At 63.7% G+C, this 22697-nt stretch carries 24 protein-coding genes, 1 tRNA gene and 1 pseudogene; 9 read left to right on the forward strand and 17 right to left on the reverse strand.

Going from position 1 to position 22697, the window contains the following annotated elements; translation table 11 throughout:
- Positions 1–87: 87 nt before the first annotated feature.
- Positions 88–1116 carry an IS110 family transposase gene (locus tag VGN93_RS00405; protein ID WP_327505898.1) on the forward strand — a complete coding sequence of 343 codons (1029 nt, stop codon included), beginning with the start codon at positions 88–90 and terminating at the stop codon, positions 1114–1116.
- 124 nt (positions 1117–1240) lie between these two features.
- Here VGN93_RS00405 and VGN93_RS00410 read toward each other — a convergent pair whose 3' ends face one another.
- Positions 1241–1675, reverse strand: coding sequence for a metallopeptidase family protein (locus tag VGN93_RS00410; protein ID WP_327505899.1), 435 nt, complete (start codon positions 1673–1675; stop codon positions 1241–1243).
- A gap of 347 nt (positions 1676–2022) precedes the next feature.
- On the opposite strand from VGN93_RS00410, the gene VGN93_RS00415 reads away from it, so the two are divergent.
- The 3 genes from VGN93_RS00415 to tnpA all read left to right on the forward strand — a co-directional run bounded on the left by VGN93_RS00415 (position 2023) and on the right by tnpA (position 3431).
- Positions 2023–2376, forward strand: a complete 354-nt coding sequence (locus tag VGN93_RS00415; RefSeq protein WP_327505919.1) for a (2Fe-2S)-binding protein — start codon at positions 2023–2025, stop codon at positions 2374–2376.
- Positions 2342–2827: a bacterioferritin gene (gene bfr / locus VGN93_RS00420; RefSeq protein WP_319323566.1), complete on the forward strand. Its 486-nt coding sequence runs from the start codon at positions 2342–2344 to the stop codon at positions 2825–2827. Before VGN93_RS00415 ends, bfr begins: the two co-directional genes overlap by 35 nt.
- Positions 2828–2996: 169 nt before the next feature.
- Positions 2997–3431: an IS200/IS605 family transposase gene (tnpA, locus tag VGN93_RS00425; protein WP_327505900.1), complete on the forward strand. Its 435-nt coding sequence runs from the start codon at positions 2997–2999 to the stop codon at positions 3429–3431.
- A gap of 200 nt (positions 3432–3631) precedes the next feature.
- Here the strand turns inward: tnpA and VGN93_RS00430 are convergent, their stop codons facing one another.
- The 10 genes from VGN93_RS00430 to obgE form a co-directional block, all read right to left on the reverse strand.
- Positions 3632–4159, reverse strand: a complete 528-nt coding sequence (locus VGN93_RS00430) for an RNA pyrophosphohydrolase (RefSeq protein ID WP_327505901.1) — start codon at positions 4157–4159, stop codon at positions 3632–3634.
- Positions 4160–4168: 9 nt separating this feature from the next.
- Positions 4169–5371 (reverse strand): divergent polysaccharide deacetylase family protein, encoded by a 1203-nt coding sequence (locus tag VGN93_RS00435; RefSeq protein ID WP_327505902.1) that lies wholly within the window; start codon positions 5369–5371, stop codon positions 4169–4171.
- 73 nt (positions 5372–5444) lie between these two features.
- On the reverse strand, positions 5445–6767 hold the full coding sequence (locus tag VGN93_RS00440) for a S41 family peptidase (protein WP_319324789.1): 1323 nt from the start codon (positions 6765–6767) through the stop codon (positions 5445–5447).
- Positions 6757–8178: a murein hydrolase activator EnvC gene (locus tag VGN93_RS00445; RefSeq protein ID WP_327505903.1), complete on the reverse strand. Its 1422-nt coding sequence runs from the start codon at positions 8176–8178 to the stop codon at positions 6757–6759. Before VGN93_RS00445 ends, VGN93_RS00440 begins: the two co-directional genes overlap by 11 nt.
- Before the next feature lie 151 nt (positions 8179–8329).
- Positions 8330–8812, reverse strand: a complete 483-nt coding sequence (gene rlmH, locus VGN93_RS00450; RefSeq protein ID WP_319324793.1) for a 23S rRNA (pseudouridine(1915)-N(3))-methyltransferase RlmH — start codon at positions 8810–8812, stop codon at positions 8330–8332.
- A gap of 79 nt (positions 8813–8891) precedes the next feature.
- On the reverse strand, positions 8892–9305 hold the full coding sequence (gene rsfS / locus VGN93_RS00455; RefSeq protein ID WP_319324823.1) for a ribosome silencing factor: 414 nt from the start codon (positions 9303–9305) through the stop codon (positions 8892–8894).
- 100 nt (positions 9306–9405) lie between these two features.
- On the reverse strand, positions 9406–10035 hold the full coding sequence (locus tag VGN93_RS00460) for a nicotinate-nucleotide adenylyltransferase (RefSeq protein WP_327505920.1): 630 nt from the start codon (positions 10033–10035) through the stop codon (positions 9406–9408).
- Between the two features lie 16 nt (positions 10036–10051).
- The gene (locus VGN93_RS00465; RefSeq protein ID WP_327505904.1) at positions 10052–11332 is read right to left on the reverse strand and encodes a glutamate-5-semialdehyde dehydrogenase; all 1281 of its coding nucleotides are present in this window, start codon (positions 11330–11332) and stop codon (positions 10052–10054) included.
- Positions 11325–12497, reverse strand: a complete 1173-nt coding sequence (gene proB / locus VGN93_RS00470) for a glutamate 5-kinase (protein WP_327505905.1) — start codon at positions 12495–12497, stop codon at positions 11325–11327. Before proB ends, VGN93_RS00465 begins: the two co-directional genes overlap by 8 nt.
- 1 nt (position 12498) lies before the next feature.
- A complete protein-coding gene (gene obgE / locus VGN93_RS00475; RefSeq protein ID WP_327505906.1) occupies positions 12499–13509 on the reverse strand; it encodes a GTPase ObgE in 1011 nt (336 codons plus the stop codon).
- A gap of 180 nt (positions 13510–13689) precedes the next feature.
- Here obgE and VGN93_RS00480 point away from each other — a divergent pair, with 180 nt between their 5' ends.
- Entirely contained in the window at positions 13690–14550 is an 861-nt protein-coding gene (locus tag VGN93_RS00480) for an endonuclease/exonuclease/phosphatase family protein (protein WP_327505907.1), read from the forward strand.
- 34 nt (positions 14551–14584) lie between these two features.
- Here the strand turns inward: VGN93_RS00480 and VGN93_RS00485 are convergent, their stop codons facing one another.
- The 4 genes and pseudogenes from VGN93_RS00485 to rplU all read right to left on the reverse strand — a co-directional run.
- Entirely contained in the window at positions 14585–15175 is a 591-nt protein-coding gene (locus tag VGN93_RS00485; RefSeq protein ID WP_327505908.1) for a GNAT family N-acetyltransferase, read from the reverse strand.
- Complete coding sequence (locus tag VGN93_RS00490) at positions 15172–15804, reverse strand: GNAT family protein (RefSeq protein ID WP_319324803.1); 633 nt, start codon at positions 15802–15804, stop codon at positions 15172–15174. The genes VGN93_RS00485 and VGN93_RS00490 overlap by 4 nt, the downstream gene beginning before the upstream one ends.
- Positions 15805–15929: 125 nt before the next feature.
- Entirely contained in the window at positions 15930–16199 is a 270-nt protein-coding gene (gene rpmA / locus VGN93_RS00495) for a 50S ribosomal protein L27 (RefSeq protein ID WP_134648437.1), read from the reverse strand.
- Positions 16200–16287: 88 nt separating this feature from the next.
- Positions 16288–16599, reverse strand: a pseudogene (gene rplU / locus VGN93_RS00500) (50S ribosomal protein L21); the annotation flags it as partial.
- A 331-nt stretch (positions 16600–16930) separates the two neighbouring features.
- On the opposite strand from rplU, the gene VGN93_RS00505 reads away from it, so the two are divergent.
- Both VGN93_RS00505 and VGN93_RS00510 read left to right on the forward strand, forming a co-directional pair.
- Positions 16931–17020 (forward strand) — tRNA-Ser (locus VGN93_RS00505).
- A gap of 100 nt (positions 17021–17120) precedes the next feature.
- A complete protein-coding gene (locus tag VGN93_RS00510; protein ID WP_327505909.1) occupies positions 17121–18743 on the forward strand; it encodes an ABC-F family ATP-binding cassette domain-containing protein in 1623 nt (540 codons plus the stop codon).
- A 163-nt stretch (positions 18744–18906) separates the two neighbouring features.
- On the opposite strand, the gene VGN93_RS00515 is transcribed toward VGN93_RS00510, so the two are convergent.
- Positions 18907–19308: a (R)-mandelonitrile lyase gene (locus tag VGN93_RS00515; protein WP_319324806.1), complete on the reverse strand. Its 402-nt coding sequence runs from the start codon at positions 19306–19308 to the stop codon at positions 18907–18909.
- A gap of 98 nt (positions 19309–19406) precedes the next feature.
- Here VGN93_RS00515 and VGN93_RS00520 point away from each other — a divergent pair, with 98 nt between their 5' ends.
- Entirely contained in the window at positions 19407–20627 is a 1221-nt protein-coding gene (locus VGN93_RS00520) for a TIGR03862 family flavoprotein (RefSeq protein ID WP_327505910.1), read from the forward strand.
- 3 nt (positions 20628–20630) lie between these two features.
- Here VGN93_RS00520 and VGN93_RS00525 read toward each other — a convergent pair whose 3' ends face one another.
- The gene (locus VGN93_RS00525; protein ID WP_327505911.1) at positions 20631–21416 is read right to left on the reverse strand and encodes an IclR family transcriptional regulator; all 786 of its coding nucleotides are present in this window, start codon (positions 21414–21416) and stop codon (positions 20631–20633) included.
- A gap of 228 nt (positions 21417–21644) precedes the next feature.
- On the opposite strand from VGN93_RS00525, the gene VGN93_RS00530 reads away from it, so the two are divergent.
- Positions 21645–22694, forward strand: coding sequence for an ABC transporter substrate-binding protein (locus tag VGN93_RS00530; RefSeq protein WP_327505912.1), 1050 nt, complete (start codon positions 21645–21647; stop codon positions 22692–22694).
- The last annotated feature ends 3 nt before the right edge of the window (positions 22695–22697 follow it).

The raw sequence follows: 22697 nt of genomic DNA on the forward strand, positions 1-22697 counted from the left end.
CGTCATCCTTATCTGTGCGTGCCGCCTGATTTGTTATGATGGAGCGGTGGGCAGCGTACCATTGTCATCCCAGGTCTTCAGAAGACCGTGTCCGAGCACGGTCCGCTGCCCCTTGTCGCGTTTTCACCCGAACAGTTGACCGGGATGCCGTTGGCGCGGCGATCCCGCAGGATAAGGCCGGGCCTCATGACCATAGCACCTTGCACCGTCGGGATCGACGTTTCCAAACAATGGCTGGATTGCTTCCTTCATCCGACAGGGCGGCGATGCCGGTTCAGCAATGACACGAAAGGGCACGCAGCCCTTGTCGCGTTTCTAGGCACGCAGGAAAGCTTCTGCGTCCTGGAAGCGACCGGCCCTTACGATCGGGCCCTGTGCCGCCGCCTGCACGAAGCCGGGCAGGCGTTTCACCGGGCCAATCCGCGCAAGGCACGCCAATTCGCCAGGGCGGCCGGTTTCCTGGCCAAGACGGACCGGGTCGATGCCGTCATGCTGGCGCGATACGGGGCAGCGCTGGCCCTGCCGGCCGAGGAGCGGTGCGAGCCGGAACGCGAACGGTTGCGCGACCTCATGGACCGCCGCGATCAGTTGGTCGAGATGCGCAAGAGCGAGCGCATCCGCCTGGCCCAGCCGCATGCCGACTGGCTTGAGGAGAGCCTCTTGCAGGTGATCGATGCGCTCGACCGGCAGATCGAGGTGCTGGAAGCCCGCATGGAGGCGCTGCTGGCGTGCGCGCCCTCTCTTGCAGCGCAGAAGGCCATCGTGTGTTCTGCCCCTGGCGTCGGACCGGTGACGGCAAAGGTCCTGCTGGCTTATCTGCCGGAACTGGGCAAGCGGGACCGGCGGGCCATCAGCGCGCTTGCAGGCCTGGCGCCGATCGCCTGCGATTCCGGCACCATGCGCGCCAAGCGCTGCATCTGGGGCGGGCGAAAGCGCGTGCGCGATGCGCTCTACATGGCAGCCCTGGCCGCTTGCCGCTCCGGCCCGTTCAAGGCCGTATCCAAAGCCATGCGCGACAAGGGCAAACCAGCCAAGCTCGTCATCATCGCCATCGCAAGACGCCTCCTCGTCGCCCTCAATGCAGCCGTGAGGGACAACAGAGCGTTCCTGTCTTGACATCTCACAACACAGTTGCTCGGGCTCGACCCGAGGATCCACGCGGCATGGATGGTCGGGTCAAGCCCGACCATGACGAAGGAGAGGTGGGCGGATTTTTTTGCCCGCCATCCCGCAGCCCGGCTCAGCCCGCCGCGATCTCGGCGCTTGCCTCGATGCGCTCCATGTCGTCGTCCGACAGGCCGAAATGGTGGCCGATCTCGTGGATCAGCACGTGGGTGATGATATCGCCCAGCGTTTCCTCGTTCTCGGCCCAGTAGTCGAGGATCGGGCGGCGGTAGAGGGTGATGCGGTTGGGCATTTCGCCGGTCTCGACGGTGAAGCGTTCGGGGATGCCGCGGCCCTCGAACAGGCCCAGCAGGTCGAAGGGTGTTTCGAGCGCCATGTCCTCGAAGACGTCGTCGCTCGGGAACTCGGCGATCTCGATGATGAGATTGCCGGTGAGCGCGCGGAACTCTTCCGGCAGGTGTCCATAGGCTTCGAGCGCCAGCGATTCGAACGCGCTGATCGTCGGAGCATGGCGCGTCCGCCAATCGTCGGTCTGGTCTATGCGGGCCATGGGCTCTCCTTTGCCCGTCATATAGACGATTTCCAGCGTTTTTCGAGGGTCGAATTTGCATGCGCCGCCTGCATCCTATGCGTAAATGGGATGGTTCGCGCGACGATTCGACATTCGGCCTCATGGGCGCCGGAGACCCGGGTTTTCGGAAGAAGGCAGGGAAAACGACTTTTGCAACAAAACGTGATCGGTCCGTTCGCCGCACCGTTTTCGGAGTTTTCGGCATGTCATCGATCTGTAACCCTATGAAAATACGATATTTATAATCAAGATTAGAATGACTCTAAATCTATGAGTCAGCAAGGCTGACCTGTTCATTCTTGACAGCAAAGGTCGTCTTTTGCTTAATGCCGGAAACTCAGTGCTTTGCGTATGACAGGCAAGACGAAATGCTGGTTTGCAGCTGCAACTTCATAACCGATAGTGAAATTGTCGATGTGATCAACGAGCTCCTCAACGAGGACTGTTGGCAGCTCATCGTGCCTGCAAAAGTCTATCACGCGATGCAAAAACGGGGCCGCTGCTGCGGCTGTTTCCCCAACGTCGTCGACATCATCATCCGCACAACCGAGCAGTACCATGCCGGCCGCCACTCGACGGATGACGAGATATTTGATTTCATGACCCGCCTCAAACAATTCCATGAAGAAAACAGGAGAGCGGACCTTGAAAGGCGACACAAAAGTCATCGAGCAGCTTAACGAAGCGCTCTATCTCGAGCTGGGTGCTGTCAACCAGTACTGGCTCCACTACCGCCTTCTGGAGGACTGGGGTTACACGCTTCTCGCCAAGAAGGAGCGCGCCGAATCGATCGAAGAAATGCAGCATGCCGACAAGCTGGTTGCCCGCATCATCTTCCTCGAAGGCCACCCGAACCTTCAGACCGTCGGAGCGCTTCGCATTGGCCAGAACGTCAAGGAAGTGCTGGAAGCCGACCTTGCCGGCGAGTACGACGCCCGTACGGCCTACAAGAAGTCGCGCGACATCTGTCATGACGCCGGTGACTACGTCACCATGAAACTTTTCGAAGAGCTGCTGATCGACGAGGAAGGCCATATCGACTTCCTCGAAACCCAGCTTGAGCTTCTGAGCAAGCTCGGCCCGGAAAAGTACGGCCAGCTCAACGCCGCACCGGCCAACGAAGCCGAATAAGGCGCGTTTGCGCTATCCGGAATGGAAAATCCCCGGCTTCGCCGGGGATTTTTGTTATGAAATAAATAAACCTCCACCTTTGGTGGAGGACTGGACGGGTTCTACATTGTAGTTGAGAGACCTCCGTGCTTGGACCGTTAGATCGGCCGAGACATAGAACGGAGGTTTTATGGACGAACGATCGCAATCACACGCGACGTGGGACTGCAAATACCATGTGGTCTTCGCAAGTAAGTACCGAACGAAACGCCTTTACGGGGACGTACGGCGTGAGTTGGGTGATCTTTTGCATACTCTTGCTCGACAAAAAGGATGCGAGATCAAGGAAGGGCATCTGATGCCCGACCATGTGCACATGTTGATATCAATCCCACCGAAATACTCGGTTTCCCACATTGTTGGGTTCTTGAAGGGCAAGACGGCAATTTACGTTGCCAACAAGTATGCCCGCAAACGGCGCTACAAGGGCTACCACTTTTGGGCGCGAGGGTACTTCGTGTCGACGGCTGGCTATGATGAGCAGGTCGTCAGACGTTATATCCGTAATCAGGAAAAGGTCGACAAAGCTTCCGACTTTGCCGACCTCTTTAATCCTAGCTACTAACACATAGCAAAACCGCTTCTAGCGGTTCAAGCGCAGCGTTTCAAACCTCCACCTCTGGTGGAGGTCATGACTTGCTTGCCAAATACCGCAAACCTCTCCCTCGTCATGGTCGGGCCTGACCCGACCATCCACGCCTCCTGCCGAAAAATGGATCCTCGGCTCAAGGCCGAGGGTGACGCCGAGGGTGAGGCGAGTTTGTTTCAGGGCGCCAGGTGCGCGAAGGCGGCGACGACGTCGTCGTAGACCTTGCGCTTGAAGGGTACGATGAGCTCCGGCAGCGCGCGCATCGGCTTCCATTCCCAGGCGTCGAATTCCGGATCGTGGCCGCCGGGCGGCGGATTAATGGCGATCTCGCTTTCGTCGCCTTCGAAGCGGAAGGCATACCAGCGCTGCGTCTGGCCGCGATATTTGCCCTTGAGGCCGATGCCGATCAGCTGGGCCGGCAGGTCGTAATTGATCCAGCGCCCGGCGTCGGCGAGAAGCGAGACGCTCTTCATGCCGGTCTCCTCGTAGAGTTCGCGGTGGGCCGCTGCCAACGGGTCCTCGTCCTCATCGATGCCGCCCTGCGGCATCTGCCAGAGCTGCGGCGAACCGTCATATTCGGAATTGCCGACGGGGATCCGCCGGCCGGCCCAGACCTTGTTGTCCGCGTTCAGCACCATGATGCCGACACAGGGGCGGTAGGGCAGGTCCTCGGCCCGAACCACCTTGTCCTTATCCTTGCCCATCGAAAATTCCTATTGTTTGGCGGGAACGGCTGCAAGCGACGCGACGCCGACGATCTCGATGCCGCGACCCTGGGCTTCCTCGCACCATTCGCGGATCGCGTCCACACTTTCGTCGAAGGCCGAGGCCATGCCGATCGCCGTGCCGTTGCGGCGCGCGATGCGCTCCAGCTCGTCGAGCTTCTTCAGCACCGCGTCGCGCGAAAGGTCGGCGTCGAGCTGGAGGTCGGCAAAGGCATGCGGCGCTTCGACGGCGCCGGCGATCGTGCCCGACAGCGATTGGGCCGAGCTTGCATCGTCGAGGAACAGGAGGCCGCGGCTCGAAACGTCGCGGATCACCGGTTCCAGCGCATCGGCATCGGAGAGGAAGCGGCCACCCATGAAATTGACGATGCCGGTATAGTTGGTGATCTGCGCCATGGCGCGATGCAGTTCGGCAAGGTTTTCGGTCTCGCCGCGGTCGGTGCGCAGCGTGTAGAGGCCGGGGTCGTTCTGCGGATAGTCGAAGGGCTCGAAGGGCATCTGCAGCAGGATCTCGTGGCCGTTGCGGCGTGCCTCCTGCATCCAGCGTGACAGGCTGTTGCCGCTCGCCGCGAAGGCCAGGGTCACCTCGCCGGGCAGCGCGCGGATCGCGCGCTGCGTGCCCGTCTGGCTGAGGCCGAGACCGCCGACGACGATGGCGATGCGCGTGCCGCGCGCGCCGGACCACGGCCGGGCGTACTGGTCCATCGGCCGCGTGCCGTCGAGGCCGATGATCGGGATTTTCCCGTCGGAGGTTTCTTCCAGCAGGTCCTCGTTCGGGAAGGCGGCCGAGCGCGCATCCTGGCCGATGCGGTTCGCCTCGATGATGAGCGGACCGGTGCCGTCGCGGGCACCCGGCGTGTATTTGCGCACGACATTGCCGTCGTCGGTCAGCGTCTCCTCGACGCGAACGCCGGAAAGGCCGGTCGTCCGGCGCACGCCGTCCTTCGCTTCGGCCGTCTTCTGGTCGGGTTTGGTGTCGGTCGTCGTCCGGGAGGCGGCTTCTTCCGCCGGAATGGCGAGCGGCGCGGTCTTGAGGTCGCTCGGTGCAAGCGCGGTCCAGGCCGAAAAGCCGAAGATGCCGGCGATCGCCGCGGCAAACACGACATTGCCGGCGGAGAACCGCGACGGTCCTGCCGGTCCTGGCCTTGCCTTGCGGTCCTGGCCGAGAGGTGCGTGAATGTCTGTGCCCAAGGTCAGTCCGTGCTGGCCGGAAGGTGCAAGAAGAAATCCGGGCCCGTGCGGTGACGGGCCCGGGTGAAGCGGCTTAGTTCTTCAGCTCTGCCTTTTCCGGATTGGCCGGGAAGGACGGGTCGGTCTTCTGGCCGCGCAGCAGCTCGAGCGCGTACTGAAGCTGAAGGTCGTCCTTGGCTTCCGGCGGCACATAGGCCGAGGAGCCGGAACCCTCTTCCGTTTCGCTCTGGCCCTGGATGTGGCCGCGCAGGTTCGATTCGCCGGCGGATTCCAGCTTGCCCTGCAATTCAGCCGGCAGCGGCTGTTCGACCTTGATGTCCGGCGTGATGCCGGTGCCCTGGATCGATTTGCCTGATGGCGTGTAGTAGAGCGCGGTCGTCAGGCGCAGCGCGCCTGCGTCGCCCATCGGGATGATGGTCTGCACGGAGCCCTTGCCGAAGGATCGCGTGCCGAGCACGGTGGCGCGGCGCAGATCCTGCAATGCGCCGGCGACGATTTCCGAGGCCGAAGCCGAGCCGCCGTTGATCATCACGACGACAGGCTTGCCGTCGGTGATGTCGCCCGGCGTCGCGTTGAAGCGGCGGGTTTCGTCCTCGTTGCGGCCGCGGGTCGAGACGACCTCGCCGCGCTCCAGGAAAGCGTCGGAGACATTGATCGCCTGGTCGAGAAGACCACCCGGGTTGAGGCGCAGGTCGAGCACATAGCCCTTCAGCTTGTCGGCCGGGACCTCTTCCTTGATCTTGGTGATCGCGGCTTCGAGGTCGTCATAGGTCTTTTCCGTGAAGGAGATGACGCGGAGGTAACCGACATCGTTCTCGACGCGGGACTTGACCGCGCGCACCGCGATGATGTCGCGCATGATGGTGAGTTCGATCGGCTTGTCGGCGCCCTTGCGGATCAGCGTCAGCTTGATCGGCGTGTTGACGGCGCCGCGCATCTTCTCGACCGCTTCTTCCAGCTTCAGGCCGCGCACGTCCGCGCCGTCGATCTTGGCAATGAAGTCGCCGGCGAGAACGCCCGCGCGGGCGGCCGGCGTATCGTCGATCGGGGTGATGACCTTGACGAGCTCGTCTTCCATCGTCACCTCGATGCCGAGACCGCCGAATTCGCCGCGCGTCTGGGTGCGCATGTCGTCGGCGTCCTTGGCATTCATGTAGGACGAATGCGGGTCGAGCGAGGTGAGCATGCCATTGATGGCATTCTCGATCAGCTGGTCTTCCTTCGGCGGCGTCACATATTGCGCGCGCACGCGTTCGAAGACGTCTCCGAAGATGGAGAGCTCACGATAAGTTGACGAGCCGGCAGCTTCGGCAGGCAATGTCGCCGTGTTGATGACGCTCATGGCGGTCGCACCCATGAGTGCACCGACGATCACAAGTGAAGCCCTACGTATCATTGCGTGCCTTTCCAGAATTTTTTGCGGACCACCACGGCCGGGAATCAACCGGTTTTCCGTTCTTTCGGAATTCAATGTAAAGTGTCGGCTTGTCCGTTTCCAGCGTCAAAGCGTTGACACTCGCGACCCTTTTTTCACCCATCACGGCGAGCGGTTCTCCCGCCACGACGAATTGACCCTCTCGCACGCTCACCCGGTCCATGCCGGAGAGCACAAGATGGTAGCCCTCCCCCGCATTCAGAATGATCATGCGCCCGTAACTGCGGAACGTGCCGGCAAAGACGATCCATCCATCCGAAGGGGCGGTGACCAGCGCGCCGGGATTTGTGGCGAGCGTCAGCCCCTGCGAATCATGACCGGTGCCGTCCGCTTCGCCGAATTGGCGCAGAACGTCGCCGGCCACGGGAAAGTCCAGTTTTGCCTGCAGTTCGGGGAATTCATATGCCGGAGCAATGCGGTTTTTGTCGGGCACCGAGTCGCGCGCGAGCGCCCTCGCCCGCTCCCGTTCGGCGTCCGTCTGGTTGCGCCGTTCCTCTTCCTTCGAGCGCGCCAGGGCGGCGGCATCGCGCACCGAGCCGATATCGCGCTCCAGGCCGCCGATCAGGCCTTCCAGGCTGGTGGCGCGGGCGGCAAGTTCCTCGGCGCGCCGGCGTTCCGCGGCCAATGTGCGGCTGTTGGTTGCCGTCAGCGCCTCGTTCTGGGCGACCAGCAATTCCGAGCGTTTTTCCTCTTCCACGCGCAGCAGCATGGCCTGGGCAAGCTCGGTGCGCTCGCGGTCGATGTCCGTCTTCACATCCATCAATTCTTTGAGATCGGCGACGAGTTCCTCGGTTTCCTTGCGGATGCCCGGCACCACGGCACCGAGAAGGATGGCGCTGCGCACGGAGGAGAGCGCATCCTCGGGTTTGACGAGCAGCGCCGGCGGCGGGTTGCGGCCCATGCGCTGGAGGGCGGCGAGAACCTCCGCCAGCAGGCCGCGCCGCTCGTGCAGCGAGGCGCGTACGCCCGCCTCCCGCTCGCGCATGCCCTCCAGCCGCTTTTCGCCCGCCAGGATCTTGTTTTCCATGTCCTTGCGCATCGCGGCTGATTTGACGATGGCCTCGCGGAGGCTCTGGCGGGATTTTTCGAGCGTGGCGATCTCGGCTTCCAGCTCCTTCGTCTTCTCGCCGGAAACCGTGATCGACTGGGACAGCATTTCGAGTTCGCGGCGCGTGCTGTCACGACGCAGTGCGAGGGCCGCGGCCGGATCGGGCTCGGCCTTCGGCAGCGAGCCGGTCTTTTCCAGCGCGATATCGGGCTCGGCGGCAATGGGGTGGGAAACAAGGGTCAGCGACAGGACGGCCGAAAGCAAGGCCGGTCGCAGCAGGCGACTGATCCCCTTGTCCGGATTGGCTGTGCCGGCTTTCCTCATCGTCTCCCGAACGTCCGTTCCCCTAACGCTCTATGCTGATTTGGGGGTTTCGCCAAGAAATCCCGCTGTCGGGAAACACTTGGTCAACAAACCGCGCCGAAAATACGGCCTCTGCCACCCTGCACCCCCAGGCTTGCGTGACGATTGCGCTTCAGCTGCGGTGATAGGGATGGCCGGAGAGGATGGTGACGGCGCGATAGAGCTGCTCGGCGAGCAGGATGCGCACCAGCTGGTGCGGCCAGGTGAGTTTTCCCAGGCAGAGCGTGGCGTCGGCCCGGTTGTAGAGGGCGGGGTCGAGCCCGTCGGCACCGCCGATCGCGATCATCAGGTCGCGTTTTCCGCCGTCGCGGAAATTGCCGATGAGATCGGCAAAGGCGGGCGAATCGAGCGATTTGCCGCGCTCGTCGAGCAGGATCAGCACGGCGCCGTCCGGCAGCGCCTTTTCCAGCAGGACCGCTTCTTCGCGCTTGCGCGTCTCGGCATTGCCGGCGCGGCTTTCGCCGACTTCGGCAATCTTGCCGAGTTCCAGGCCGATGGCGGGGCCGGCCTTGGCGAAACGGTCCAGATAGCGGGCCGCAAGATCCTTCTCAGGGCCGGCTTTCAGCCGTCCAACCGCGAAAAGTCCAACCCGCATCGCCCAAACCCTGTCCGTTCGTGAGTGCGCTTCAAGCCGCGCACCCGCTTTTCCTCGCCGGACAGGCGTCCGGCGTCTATTAATGGACGGTGCCGTCCTCGATCTCGGGAGCTGCCCACATCCGTTCAAGGTTGTAGAACTCCCGGACTTCCGGCCGGAACACGTGGATGATGATATCGCCCGCGTCGATCAGCACCCAGTCGCCGGCCTCCAGGCCCTCGACGCGGGCATTGCCCAGGCCTTCGTCCTTGAGATCGGAGATGAGGTGATCGGCAATCGCCATGACGTGACGGTTCGAGCGTCCGGACACGACCACCATGTAGTCGCCCAGCGCCGATTTTCCGGCAATGTCGATGGAAACGATATCTTCTGCCTTCGAGTCCTCGAGGCTAGTGAGGACCAGTTGAAGCGCGCGGTCGGCGGCATCGTCGCCACGTCCCGGGCTTTTCGAGAAGACGCTGTGGGCGCTTCCCTTTGCGTGCACTGTTGTCAGCTTCGTTCCTTTCCGGGTAACAGGACAGCACGTCTCGCACCGGCATTACCTAACCGGCACAGTGTAAATGTAGGCATCAATGTATGCCGTTTTCAAGACATCACTTCTGAGGGATGGTTTTATCTAAGGTGGCACGGTCGCGCAGCGCCGTGGAACTCAGCGCCGAACGCGGCCCGTGGATGAAGGTCCAGGCCGGTGCCCGGCGGCCCGGAAGGCTCATCGCATCCTCCTCGTCGACGCGGGCATAGTCGAAGGTCTTCGCCATGCGCGACGAGAGGTAGGAGAGCGTCGAGCCGGGGCGGTCGATGACGGCGATCGGGAAGGTGCAGGCGATCTTGTGCCAGTTCTGCCAGCGGTGGAAGGTGCCGAGATTGTCGGCGCCCATGATCCAGACGAAGTTGACGCCGCGGTTCAGCGCCTGCACGCGCTCCAGCGTCTTTGCCGTATAACTCTGGCCGAGGCGTTTTTCGAAGGCCGTCACCTTCACCCGGGGGCTGGGGGCGATCGCTTCGCTCAGCCGGATGCGCTCGGCAAGCGGCGCCAGCTGGCGGTGGTCCTTCAGGGGGTTGCCGGGCGTCACCATCCACCAGAGCTGGTCGAGCCCGAGCCGGCGCAGCGCCGTTTCGGCAACGAGCGCGTGGCCCTGGTGCGGCGGGTTGAACGAGCCGCCGAACAGGCCCACCGCCATGCCCTTTTCGACATGCGGCATTTTCAGGTAGCGGTCTGCAATGGCGTCCGGCGTCACGTCAGGGCCGCACCTGTCCGGTGCCGCGCACCCGGTATTTGAAGGAGGTGAGCTGCTCGACGCCGACAGGGCCGCGCGCATGCATCTTCCCCGTCGCAATGCCGATCTCGCCGCCCATGCCGAACTCGCCGCCATCGGCGAATTGCGTGGAGGCGTTGTGCAGCAGGATCGCCGAGTCGATTTCCGTGAAGAAGCGTTCGACGACGGCCGGATCCTCGGCGATGACCGCCTCCGTGTGGGCGGAGGACCAGCGGTTGACGTGCTCGATCGCGCCGGAAATGCCGTCGACCAGAGTGACCGAGATGATGGCATCGAGATATTCCGTCGACCAGTCGGTCTCGGTGGCTTCGATGAGACCCGGAACGCGGACGAGGATTTCCGCCGTTGCGCGCACTTCGCAGCCGGCGGCGCGCAGGCCCTCCACCAGCGGCGCCAGATGGGTGTCCGCACTAGCGCGGTCGATCAGCAGGGTTTCAGCCGAGCCGCAGATGCCGGTGCGGCGCATCTTGGCGTTGACGACGATCTTTCTGGCCATGTCGAGGTCGGCGGACTTGTCGACATAGATGTGGCAGAGACCTTCGAGATGGGCAAAAACCGGCACGCGCGCCTCGCTCTGCACGCGGGCGACAAGGCTTTTGCCGCCGCGCGGCACGATGACGTCGATCGTGCCGCCGAGGCCGGACAGCATGGCGCCGACGGCGGCGCGGTCCGTCACCGGCACGTACTGGATCGCATGTTCCGGCAGGCCGGCGGCCTTCAGGCCCGCGACGAGGCAGGAATGGATCGCCTGCGATGAATTCACGCTGTCCGATCCGCCGCGCAGGATCACGGCATTGCCGGCCTTCAGGCACAGCGCGCCGGCATCGGCCGTGACGTTCGGGCGGCTTTCATAGATGACGCCGATAACGCCGAGCGGCGTGCGCACGCGCTCGATATGCAGGCCGTTCGGCCGGTCCCATTCGGCAATCACGTCGCCGACCGGGTCCTTCAGGTCCGCAATATCGCGGATCGCGGCGGCGATGCCCTCGATGCGCTCGGCCGTCAGCGTCAGCCGGTCGATGAAGGAGGCGGCGACGCCGCTTTCCTTCGCATTGGCGAGGTCGATTTCATTGGCGGCGAGAATGGCGTCGCGGTTCGCGAAGATCTGCGCCGCCATCGCTTCGAGCGCACGGTTCTTCTGCTCGGCCATCGCAATGGCCAGCGGCCGGGCGGCGGCGCGGGCGTTGCGCCCGATCTCGGCCATCAGGCTGTCGATGTCGGTTTTCTTGGCCTGGTCAAGCATGGCTTACATCCCTTCCCGCCTCGGCAAGCGGCGCCGCAGAGCGGGCGGTCATCACAAGGTCGTCCCGGTGCACCATGGCGGCGCGGCCGGCATAACCGAGAATGGCGGCGATCTCCGCCGATTTTTTTCCGACGATCAGGCGCGCTTCGTCGGCATCATAGCCGGCAAGCCCGCGGGCGATCTCGCGCCCGTTCGTGCCATAGATCGAGACAGTGTCGCCGCGCGAAAACGAGCCCCAGACGCCGCGCACGCCGGCGGGCAGCAGGCTTTTGCCCGAGGTCAGCGCCGTTTCCGCGCCGGCATCGATTTCGAGGCGGCCGGCCGGCTGCAACTGCCCGGCAATCCAGGTTTTGCGCGCCGTAACCGGCGAGCCGGAAGGCGCAAACCAGGAGGAACGCGCGCCCTCCTCGACCGCCCGCAACGGATGATCGACCTTGCCCGATGCAATGATCATGGCGCAGCCCGCACCCGTCGCGATCTTGCCGGCATCGATTTTCGTCCGCATGCCGCCGCGCGACAGTTCCGAGGCGGCACCGCCGGCCATCGCCTCGATCTCCGGCGTGATCGCGTCGATCGTTTCGAGAAAACGCGCGTCGGGATCGAGATGCGGCGGGGCCGTATAGAGCCCGTCGATATCGGAGAGCAGCACGAGCAGGTCGGCGCCCGTCATCGTGGCGACGCGCGCGGCCAGGCGGTCGTTGTCGCCGTAGCGGATCTCGGTGGTCGCGACCGTGTCGTTCTCGTTGATGATCGGCACGGCGCCGAGTTTCAGCAACTGGTTGATCGTCGCACGTGCATTGAGATAACGACGCCGCTCTTCCGTATCGCCGAGCGTCAGCAGAATCTGGCCGGCGATGATGCCGCCCGCCGAAAGGCTTTCCGACCAGGCGCGCGCCAGCACGATCTGGCCGACGGCCGCCGCCGCCTGGCTTTCCTCCAGCTTCAGCGCACCCGAGGGCACCTTCAGCACGGAGCGGCCAAGCGCGATGGCGCCGGAGGAGACGACGAGCACCTCGGTGCCGCCGGCGCGCAGCGCCGCAATGTCCTCGCACAGGGCATCGAGCCATGCCTTTTTTAGGCCGCTCGCGCGATCGACAAGCAGCGCCGAGCCGATCTTGATCACAATCCGGCGGTATTTTCCGAGCGGTTTGCGCTGTCTCGTCATCTCAGTCGTCGGATCCGGAATTCTTGGCTTCAACGATAATGTCGCGCAGCGCCCTGAGCGTGCCCGTCATGCCGACGCCGGCAACGGCGGAAATCTGGTACGGTTTCTGGCCGCTCGCCTTCTGAAGCGCCTTGGTCTTCTGCTTCAGTTCGTCCTCGCCAAGCAGGTCGATCTGCGACAGCGCCACGATCTCCGGCTTGTCGGTGATGCCGCCACCATAGGCTTCCAACTCGTGTTTCACCGTCTTGTAGGCCTTGGCGACGTCCTCCTCCTGCGCGGAGACGAGGTGCAGCAGCACGCGCGTGCGCTCGACATGGCCGAGGAAACGGTCGCCGAGCCCGATGCCGTCATGCGCACCCTCGATGAGGCCCGGAATGTCGGCGAGGATGAATTCGCCGCCGTCGATCGTCGCGACGCCGAGATTGGGGTGCAGCGTGGTGAAGGGATAGTTGGCGATCTTCGGCCGGGCGCGCGTGCAGGTCGCGAGGAAGGTCGATTTTCCGGCATTCGGCAGGCCGACGAGGCCGGCATCGGCGATCAGCTTCAGCCGCAGCCAGATGGTCTTTTCGTCACCTTCGAGGCCCGGATTGGCCCAGTTCGGCGCCTGGTTGGTGGACGACTTGAAATGCGTGTTGCCGAAGCCGCCATTGCCGCCGGCCGCAAGCTTGAAGCGCTGGCCTTCGGTGACCATGTCGATGATCAGCGTCTCGTTGTCTTCCTCGAAGATCTGCGTGCCGACCGGCACCTTCAGCGTCACGCTGTCGCCATTGGCGCCCGTGCGGTTGCGGCCCATGCCGTGCGTGCCGGTCGCGGCCTTGAAGTGCTGCTGGAAACGGAAGTCGATCAGCGTGTTGAGGCCGTTGACGGCCTCCACCCACACGTCGCCGCCGCGTCCGCCGTCGCCGCCGTCCGGCCCGCCGAACTCGATGAATTTTTCGCGACGGAACGAGACAGCCCCTGCCCCGCCGTCACCGGACCGGATATAGACTTTTGCTTCGTCCAGGAATTTCATCGGCTCGCCGTTCGCTTTTCTTGTCTTCGCCTGGTGCGCTTCCACGCTTCTTCGAATCGTGAAAACGCTCCAGCTCTTTGCTTTACGCAATTCCGGGCGCAAAACCGCTGCACACTTTTGCTGGAATTGCTTTAATGCCGTCTTCGATATAGCCGCTTGCCTGAGAGGTCAAAGACTATCGTGAAATTCGTCAGCTACAACGTCCAGTATGGCATCGGTCTCGACGATCGTTTCGACCTGCCGCGCATCGTTTCCAGCATCCACGGTGCCGATATCATCGCGCTGCAGGAAGTGACCCGCAACTTTCACCGCAACGGCCATGTCGACATGGTCGCGGAATTGCAGACCCTGCTTGCCACGCATTATTCCGTCTTCGGCGCGGCCTGCGATCTCGATGCCGGCTCGGCGATCGAGCAGGGTCGCGCGGTCAACCGCCGCTTCCAGTTCGGCAACATGATCTTTTCGCGCTGGCCGATCCTGTCGACCCGCGCGATCCTTCTGCCGCGCACCCGCACCCTCGACAAGCTGAACCTGCAACGCGGCGCCACCGAAGCGGTCATCGCGACGCCGAAGGGCGCCATCCGCATCTATTCCGTGCATCTCGACCATGTCCACCGTGACGAGCGTATCGCGCAGATCCGTCACCTCAAGGATCGCGCCCAGCTCTACGGCTTTGAAGGCGGCGCGATTTCCGGCGCGCACGAATTCGGCCTGGCCGAACCGCCGGTGCCGGAGGATTACGTGCTGATGGGCGATTTCAACATGGTGCCGGAATCGCCGGAATATAACGAGATGGCCGGCAGCGTCGACGCGCTCTACGGCCGCCAGATCCGCGCCACCCATCCGGTCGACGCGCTGGCCGGTCTCGGCAAGCGACATGCCGCAAGCTATAGCTGGATCGACCCCAAGAACCATGCCGACCGCCTCTTCCTCGACTATTGTTTCCTCAGCCACGGCCTCGTCGAACGCCTGACGGATGCCTGGGTCGACGAAACCGCCTTCGGCTCCGACCACCTGCCGGTCTGGTTCGAGCTGTCGTGAGAAACCGGGGCGAATCGCTCCGCCCCGGTCTGTCTCAGTGCCGCGGTGCCGACGGGCGGAAATCGCCGGGCTCCAGCCGCGTCTCGATATGCGGAACCATGGCGCCGCGGGCGACGCTGAACACGTCGCTGCACCCGGTGATGCGGAAGCCTGTCTTTTCCTGCACCCTCAGCGAGGCGACGTTGTCGGCGAAGATGCCGGAGTGGATGTCCGTGCCAGGCATCCGCATCAGGAACCGTGCCGTTGCCCCGTGCACCGCTTCGCTCATGTAGCCCCGCTTCCAATAGAAGCGGTTCAGCCAGTAGCCGAGTTCCCACCCGCCGCCGCGGCGCTCGAAGGAGACACAGCCGATATGCACGTCGTCTCCCGCGGTGATGGCGAAGGACCAGCCCTCGTTGAGGTCGGTGGTCGCGACGGCAAGCCATTCCGTCGCGTCCTGCCGGTCATAGGGCGCCGGCACCCGCGCCAGCATGCGCGAGACCTCGAAATCGCCGAGCGACTGGGCGATGGCGTCGGCATCGGACATGCGGTGCGGGCGGAGCGTCAGGCGCGCCGTCGCGATGGTCGGGCAGGGCCCGGGTCCCGTGACGCGCGCGCGTTCCATCGGGGTCTGCATGGCGTTCATCGCATGCCTCCCCAGCTCTTCAGCGAGACCCAGGTCTTGCGGTCGAGCCTGTACCATTCGACGGGCACCATGCCGCCGACCGAAAGGCTCTGCACCATGCCGGTCGCCTGGAACTGGAAGCCGCACTTCTGGATGACCCGTCGCGACGGAATGTTCATGACCCGGCACCGCGCATCGATCTGCTCGACATCGCGGGTGCGAAAAACCATGTCGATCAGCGCGTGGGCAGCCTCGGTGACATAACCCTGGTTCCAGTACGGTTCGCCCAGCCAATAACCGAGTTCCACGGTTCGTTCGTCCTCATGCGGCTCGATCCCGCAGCAGCCGAGGAAGGCGCCGTTGTCGGCTTTGGTAATGGCATAGACGCACTTGCCAATCGCGCCGGCGCGTGTGCGTCGCACGAAATCGGCGGCATCCGCCACCGTATAGGGGTGGGGCATGCGGGCGACCATGTTGGCGATGTTGGCGTTGTTGGCGAGATGGGCAAGGGCGTCGATGTCGTCTTCGTGCGGAGCTCTCATGACGAGCCTCTGCGACAGCAAGATCGGGCAATCGGTCCTTGGCCGTTCAGGCCTCAGCCTTTCCTTGGGAGACCGTGATTGGTCTCCTCTCAACAGTTCGGTTTGCATGGTTCAGTCCTCCGGAACGGGAAAAGGGGAGATGGGTCTTGCCCCATCTCCCCTTTTTCGTCAGGCCTGAACCTGTAACGCCAGCCGGGTCAATGAGACACCGGCTGTTTTAGAGCGCTACCGGCTTATTCCGCTGCTTCCGCTTTCGGGGCGACAGACACGTAAACGCGACCGTTGGCCTTCGTACGGAAATTCACATTGCCAGCTGTAAGAGCGAAGATCGTGTGATCCTTGCCGAGGCCGACATTGGCACCGGGATGCCACTGCGTGCCGCGCTGGCGGACGATAATGTTGCCTGCGAGGACGGCTTCGCCGCCAAACTTCTTCACGCCAAGGCGCTTGGACTCGGAATCGCGACCGTTGCGCGAGGAACCGCCAGCTTTTTTGTGTGCCATGGGAGTTCTCCTTTACCTGTCCGGATTATTCGGCTGCTGCAACGGCTTCGGCTTCAGACTTCTTGGAAGCCTTCTTTGCCTTGCCGCCGGCGGCTGCGATATCGAGAATACGGACAGTCGTGTTGTGCTGACGATGACCGCGCGAACGCTTCGAGTTCTGGCGACGACGCTTCTTGAAGGCGATGACCTTCTTGGCGCGGCCATGCTCGACGACTTCGGCCGTCACGATGGCACCTTCGACGAAGGGCGCACCGATCGTGGCATCGGCGCCAACGCCGACCATCAGCACTTCGGTGAATTCGATCTTTGCACCAGCGTCGCCCGACAGCTTTTCGATTGTCAGAACGTCGTTGGCGGCCACGCGGTACTGTTTACCGCCGGTCTTGATGACTGCGAACATTTTATATCCTTTCATGTTCGTGCCGGCTCTTTGCCCGTCAAGGCAAGGCCGTCTTTTTATCAGTCGCTCGGAATGGCGATGCATTGGCGCATCGCCGGCTCATGCGGTTCCTTGCAAAGTGCCGGTAAGGCATGACACAAAGAACCAGCGTCGCGGCACAAGTGAAACCTATGCCACTGCACCTTGCGCAATAGGTGAGGCGGTGAAAACTGTCAAGGGAATTTCCGTCACCGTGACAAATAGATGAACATTCCTCGGGCGATCCCCCTTGCAAGCCCGTCCGACACCCGCTATGTACCGCCCCGCGTCGAAGGGCGCCGACCGACTATGCGGAGAGGTGGCAGAGTGGTCGAATGCACCGCACTCGAAATGCGGCATACCTGCAAGGGTATCGTGGGTTCAAATCCCACCCTCTCCGCCATTCTCCCCGCTACCACTGCATGAATTTGCCGGCTTGCCGCATGGACTTTGTGCGCTGCGTCATGGCATAGGGCGCGGGACATGACGAGGCCCGTTTTTCCATGATCCGCATCGAGAATATCAGCAAGTCCAACAGCCACCGCATCCTGTTCATCGAGGCGTCCGCCGCGCTGAACCGGGGGGAGAAGATCGGGCTTGTCGGGCCGAACGGCGCCGGCAAGACGACGCTGTTCCGCATGGTCACCGGGCAGGAAGCGCCGGACGAGGGGCAGGTTTCCGTCGAGAAGAATGTTTCGATCGGTTATTTCAGCCAGGATGTCGGCGAGATGGCGGGGCGCAGCGCCGTCACCGAGGTGATGGACGGCGCGGGGCCGGTGAGCACGGTCTCGGCGGAGCTGCACGAACTCGAGGCGGCGATGGTCGATCCGGACCGGCTCGACGAGATGGACACGATCATCGAGCGTTACGGCGAGGTGCAGGCGCGCTACGAGGAGCTCGACGGCTATGGGCTGGAGAGCCGGGCGCGGGAGGTTCTGGCGGGGCTCAGCTTCAGCGAGGAGATGATGGACGGCGACGTCGGCAAACTTTCCGGCGGCTGGAAGATGCGCGTGGCGCTCGCCCGCATTCTTCTGATGCGGCCGGACGTCATGCTGCTCGACGAGCCGAGCAACCATCTCGATCTCGAAAGCCTGATCTGGCTGGAGCAGTTTTTGAAGGGCTATGACGGCGCGCTCTTGATGACCTCGCACGACCGCGAGTTCATGAACCGCATCGTCACGAAAATCATCGAGATCGATGCCGGGTCGCTGACGACCTATTCCGGCGATTACGGTTTCTACGAGCAGCAGCGCGCGCAGAACGAGAAGCAGCAGTTGGCGCAGTTCGAGCGCCAGCAGGCGATGCTCGCCAAGGAAATCAAGTTCATCGAGCGCTTCAAGGCGCGCGCCTCGCATGCGGCTCAGGTGCAGAGCCGGGTGAAGAAACTCGACAAGATCGAGCGCGTCGAGCCCCCGCGCCGGCGCCAGACGGTGATGTTCGAGTTCCAGCCGGCGCCGCGCTCGGGCGAGGACGTGGTCAACCTCAAGAACGTGCACAAGGCCTATGGCAGTCGGTCGATCTACCGGGATTTCAGTTTTCTCATCCGCCGCCGCGAGCGCTGGTGCGTGATGGGCATCAACGGGGCCGGCAAGTCGACGCTGCTGAAGCTCGTCGCGGGGGCCGCGACACCGGACGAGGGCAGCGTGACGATCGGGGCGAGCGTCAAGGTCGGCTATTTTGCACAGCATGCGATGGATCTTCTCGACGGCGAGATGACGGTGTTCGAATGGCTGGAGACGGAGTTTCCGCGCGCGGGGCAGGGGCCGCTGCGCACGCTGGCCGGCTGCTTCGGCTTTTCCGGCGACGATGTCGAGAAGCGGTGCCGGGTGCTCTCCGGCGGCGAGAAGGCGCGGCTGGTGATGGCGGCGATGCTGTTCGATCCGCCGAACTTCCTGATCCTCGACGAGCCGACGAACCATCTCGATCTCGACACCAAGGAAATGCTGATCAAGGCACTGGGGGAATATGAGGGCACCATGCTGTTCGTCTCGCACGACCGCCATTTCCTCGGCGCCTTGTCGAACCGCGTGCTGGAACTCAACGGCGACGACGTGCATCAATATCCCGGCGGCTACGTCGAATATGTCGCCCAGACCGGGCATGAGGCGCCGGGCGTTCCGGGCTGACGCCTGCGGCTGTTTGCGCTGTAAATCCGGGCGAGCAGCCTGATCGGAAGCGCGAATGCGGCGAGAGAAACCGCTTTATCGAAGCATCAATAGGCGGAGCCGTGGCGGGCACCACGGCTCGGGCGGCGTTCCCGCCACGCGCAAATATGGCACGTCCTGAGCGTCAGGCCGTGCCGCGGTATTGCTCGTCCGTCACCTGCTCCAGCCAGGTCACCGGCGAACCGTTTTCCGATTCGGCGATGGCCACATGAGTCATCGCGGTCCTGTCGGTGGCGCCGTGCCAGTGTTTTTCGCCGGGCGGGAACCAGACGACGTCGCCGGGGCGGATTTCCTCGATCGGCCCGCCCTCGCGCTGCGCCCAGCCGAGGCCGGCGGTGACGATGACGAGCTGGCCGAGCGGATGGGTGTGCCAGGCCGTTCGCGCACCGGGCTCGAAGGTGACGATCGCGCCGCCGGCGCGTCCCGGCGCCTCCGCCTTGAAGGGCGTGTCGAGGCGCACCTTGCCGGTGAAATAATCCGCCGGGCCGGGCGTCGAGGGGCTGGTGCCGTTGCGCTTGATGTCCATGTCCGTCTCCTTCACGTCTCCTGGCGACCATACACGGCTGGCGGAGCCGCCGCAGACGATTTATGAGAACGGCCAGGGTTTTCAAGGCGGGAAGCGGAATGGACAAGCGGCGCATCGGGATCGTCGGCGGCGGGCCGGCCGGGCTGATGGCGGCAGAAATGCTGTCGGCGCGTGGGCACGCGGTGACCGTGCTGGAGGCGATGCCGACGATCGGGCGCAAATTTTTGCTCGCCGGCAAGTCGGGCCTCAACCTCACCCATTCGGAGGCCTATGCGCGTTTCGTCACCCGTTTTGGCGCGGCGAACGAGCATCTGCGCGCGGCGCTCGACGCCTTCACGCCCGAGGACTTGCGCGCCTGGGCGCTCGGGCTCGGCACAGAAACCTTCGTCGGCACGTCCGGGCGGGTGTTTCCGCCCGTGATGAAGGCTTCGCCGCTGCTGCGCGCCTGGCGGGCGCGGCTGGAACAGCAGGGCGTCGATATTCGCGTGCGTCATCGCTGGCGTGGTTTTGCGGCGGAAGGTCTCCTCGTCAAGACGGCCGAAGGCGAAGCGACGATGGAATTCGATGCGGTTCTGCTGGCCCTTGGCGGGGCGAGCTGGCCGCGGCTTGGTTCGGATGCGGCCTGGGTCGAAACACTTGCGGACAGGGGCGTCGGGATCGCGCCCCTGCGTCCCGCCAATTGTGGCTTTGACGTGGACTGGTCGGCATTTTTCGTCGAAAGATTTGCCGGGGCGCCGGTCAAAGGTGTCACGGCGCATTCGGCAGCGGGCGCCATTCCCGGCGAGTTCGTCGTGTCGAAGACCGGCGTGGAGGGCAGCCTGATCTATGCCCATGCCGCCGCCTTGCGCGATACGCTGGAGCAGAACGGGACGGCGACGCTCGTGCTGGATCTGGCGCCGGGCCGGACCATCGCGCGCCTTGCCGGCGACCTTGCACGTCAGGGCAATAAGGCGAGTTTTTCCAGCCGGCTGCGCAAGGGGGCGGGGCTCGACGGCGTCAAGGCGGCGCTCTTGCGCGAATGCTTCCCCGACGTTTCCGCGATGACGCCGGAGGCGCTGGCGGCGGCGATCAAGGCCCTGCCGATCCGGCTCGTGCGGCCGCGGCCGATTGCCGAGGCGATTTCGTCCGCCGGCGGCATCCGCTTCGATGCGATCGACGCGGCCTATATGCTGAAAGCGCTGCCAGGCGTCTTCGTCGCCGGCGAGATGCTCGACTGGGAGGCGCCGACCGGCGGCTACCTGCTCACGGCCTGTTTTGCCACCGGACGCGCCGCGGCTCTTGGAATCGATAGCTGGCTATCCAACCGATCCGAGACGTGAGATTCAACCCCGCTTCGGCCGCGTCGGCGCGTGGTTGAGGCTGGCTGCCGCTTCCTTCAGGCGGGCGAGATAGCGGTCCCGGTTGGCAAGCCCGTCGTCGCGCGGCGTGACGAGGCAGAGCGTGGCAGCAGCGTGGCCTTCTTCATCCATCACGGGCACGGCGAAGCAGTGGGTGAAACTGTCGACGATGCTGTTGAAGGTGAAAAAGCCTTCGCGCTCGGCCTGGCGCACTTCGGCGAGGAAGTGCTGGGGGTCGAGCCATTCGCCGCCCGGCAGGCGGAAATCCTGCGGCGGGATGAAATTGAGGATGTCCTCATCCGTCCGATGCGCGACGAGCAGGCGGCCGGAGGCCGTCCACGGGATCGGCACGGACTGGCCGATATCCGTGGAGATGCGGAAGGGCCGGGCGCCCTCGCGCATGCGCACGACGGTGTATTTGTTGCCGTCCAGCATGCAGAACTGTGCCGTCTCGCGCGTCTCGTCGGCCAGCCGTTCCAGCACCGTCTCGCATTCGCGGGTGAAGTCGAAATGGTTCTCGTAGGCGGCACCCAGGAAATAGAGTTTGCGCCCGAGATAGACGCGGCCCTCGCCGCCGGTGAATTCGAGAATGCCGTTGCGCAGCAGCAGGTTCACCAGCTCGTAGACCGACGAGCGCGGCGCGCCGATCTGTGCGGCGATCTCGTTCGGCTTCAGCGCCTGGCGCTTCTGGCGCAGGAAATCGAGGATCTCGAAGGCGCGGTCGAGACCGCGGGCGCGCTTGCCGGCTGCTTCATCCAGAACTGCATCCATTCCCGTCGGTCCCTGCCTTTTCGTGCCGTCCACGCTTCTCACGCCGCCCGTGACATCTGTCAATCCGCAGTGCTGCGGTGCCGCAGCGCGAAATTTCCGCACCCCTCTTGCGAGGCGGAAAAAACGGCATAAGATCGCGTCGTCCAGTATTTAGATCATCTGTACGGTATATTGGACAAAGACGGATGGCAAGCCCGTTCCTGCTGCCGCACAAAAAGGGGATCGACAATGAACAATCTCGAGAACAGCCGCCGCCTTCTCGCGGGCGCTGCCGCCGCCGCCCTCCTCGTGCTTTCTGCCGGCACCGCGTCCGCCGCCGCCAATTGCATCAAGGGCGACCGCAAAGCGCCTTACACGGTCGGCTGGGCGAACATCTATTCGGTGCCGACCTGGATGAAGCAGACGGAAGGCACGATTTCGGCCGAAGTGGAGGAATTGAAGAAGGCCGGCCTCGTCAAGGACCTGATGATCACGGACGCGCAGGGCAATGCGCAGACGCAGATCCAGCACATCCAGTCGATGATCGACGCCAATGTCGACGCCATCGTCGTCATCGCCGGCTCCTCCAACGCGCTCGACCGCGTGATTTCGGATGCCTGCGACAAGGGCATCGCCGTCGTGAACTTCGACAGCCTCGTCAACACGGACAAGGTGACGGCGAAGATCAACACCGATTCCAACGAATGGGGCGCCACCGCCGCCAAATGGATGGTCGAGCAGCTCGGCGGCAAGGGCAAGATCATCGTCATGAACGGCCCGGCCGGCATTTCCGTCAGCGACGATCGCCGCAAGGGCGCCCAGCCGGTGCTCGATGCCAATCCGGGCCTTGAAGTCATCACCGAGACGAACACGGAATACAATGTCGCCCCCGCACAGGAAGCGATGACCAGCCTGCTCTTCGCCAATCCGGAAATCGACGGCGTGCTGTCGCTCGGCGGCGCCCTTTCGGCCGGTTCCGTCATGGCGTTCGATCGCCAGGGCCGCGAGCAGGTGCCGACGAGCGGCGAGAATGCCCGCCAGTTCCTGGAACTGTGGAAGGAAAAGGGCCTGAAGGGCTGGGCGACCATGCAGCCGAACTGGCTCGGCGCGCTTTCGGTCTATACGGCCGTGCAGGCGCTGGAGGGCAAGGACGTGCCGGCCTTCATCAAGGTGCCGCTGCCGGTCATCGACGACAGCACGATCGACGGCTATCTCGCCCGCGCCGCCGATTTCCCGGCCGACGGTTATATCTACTCGGATTACGACAAGGCGCTGTTCGACAAGCTGCTGGCCCAGTAATTC

The organism is Shinella sp. (assembly GCF_035998705.1).
Classification (GTDB): domain Bacteria; phylum Pseudomonadota; class Alphaproteobacteria; order Rhizobiales; family Rhizobiaceae; genus Shinella.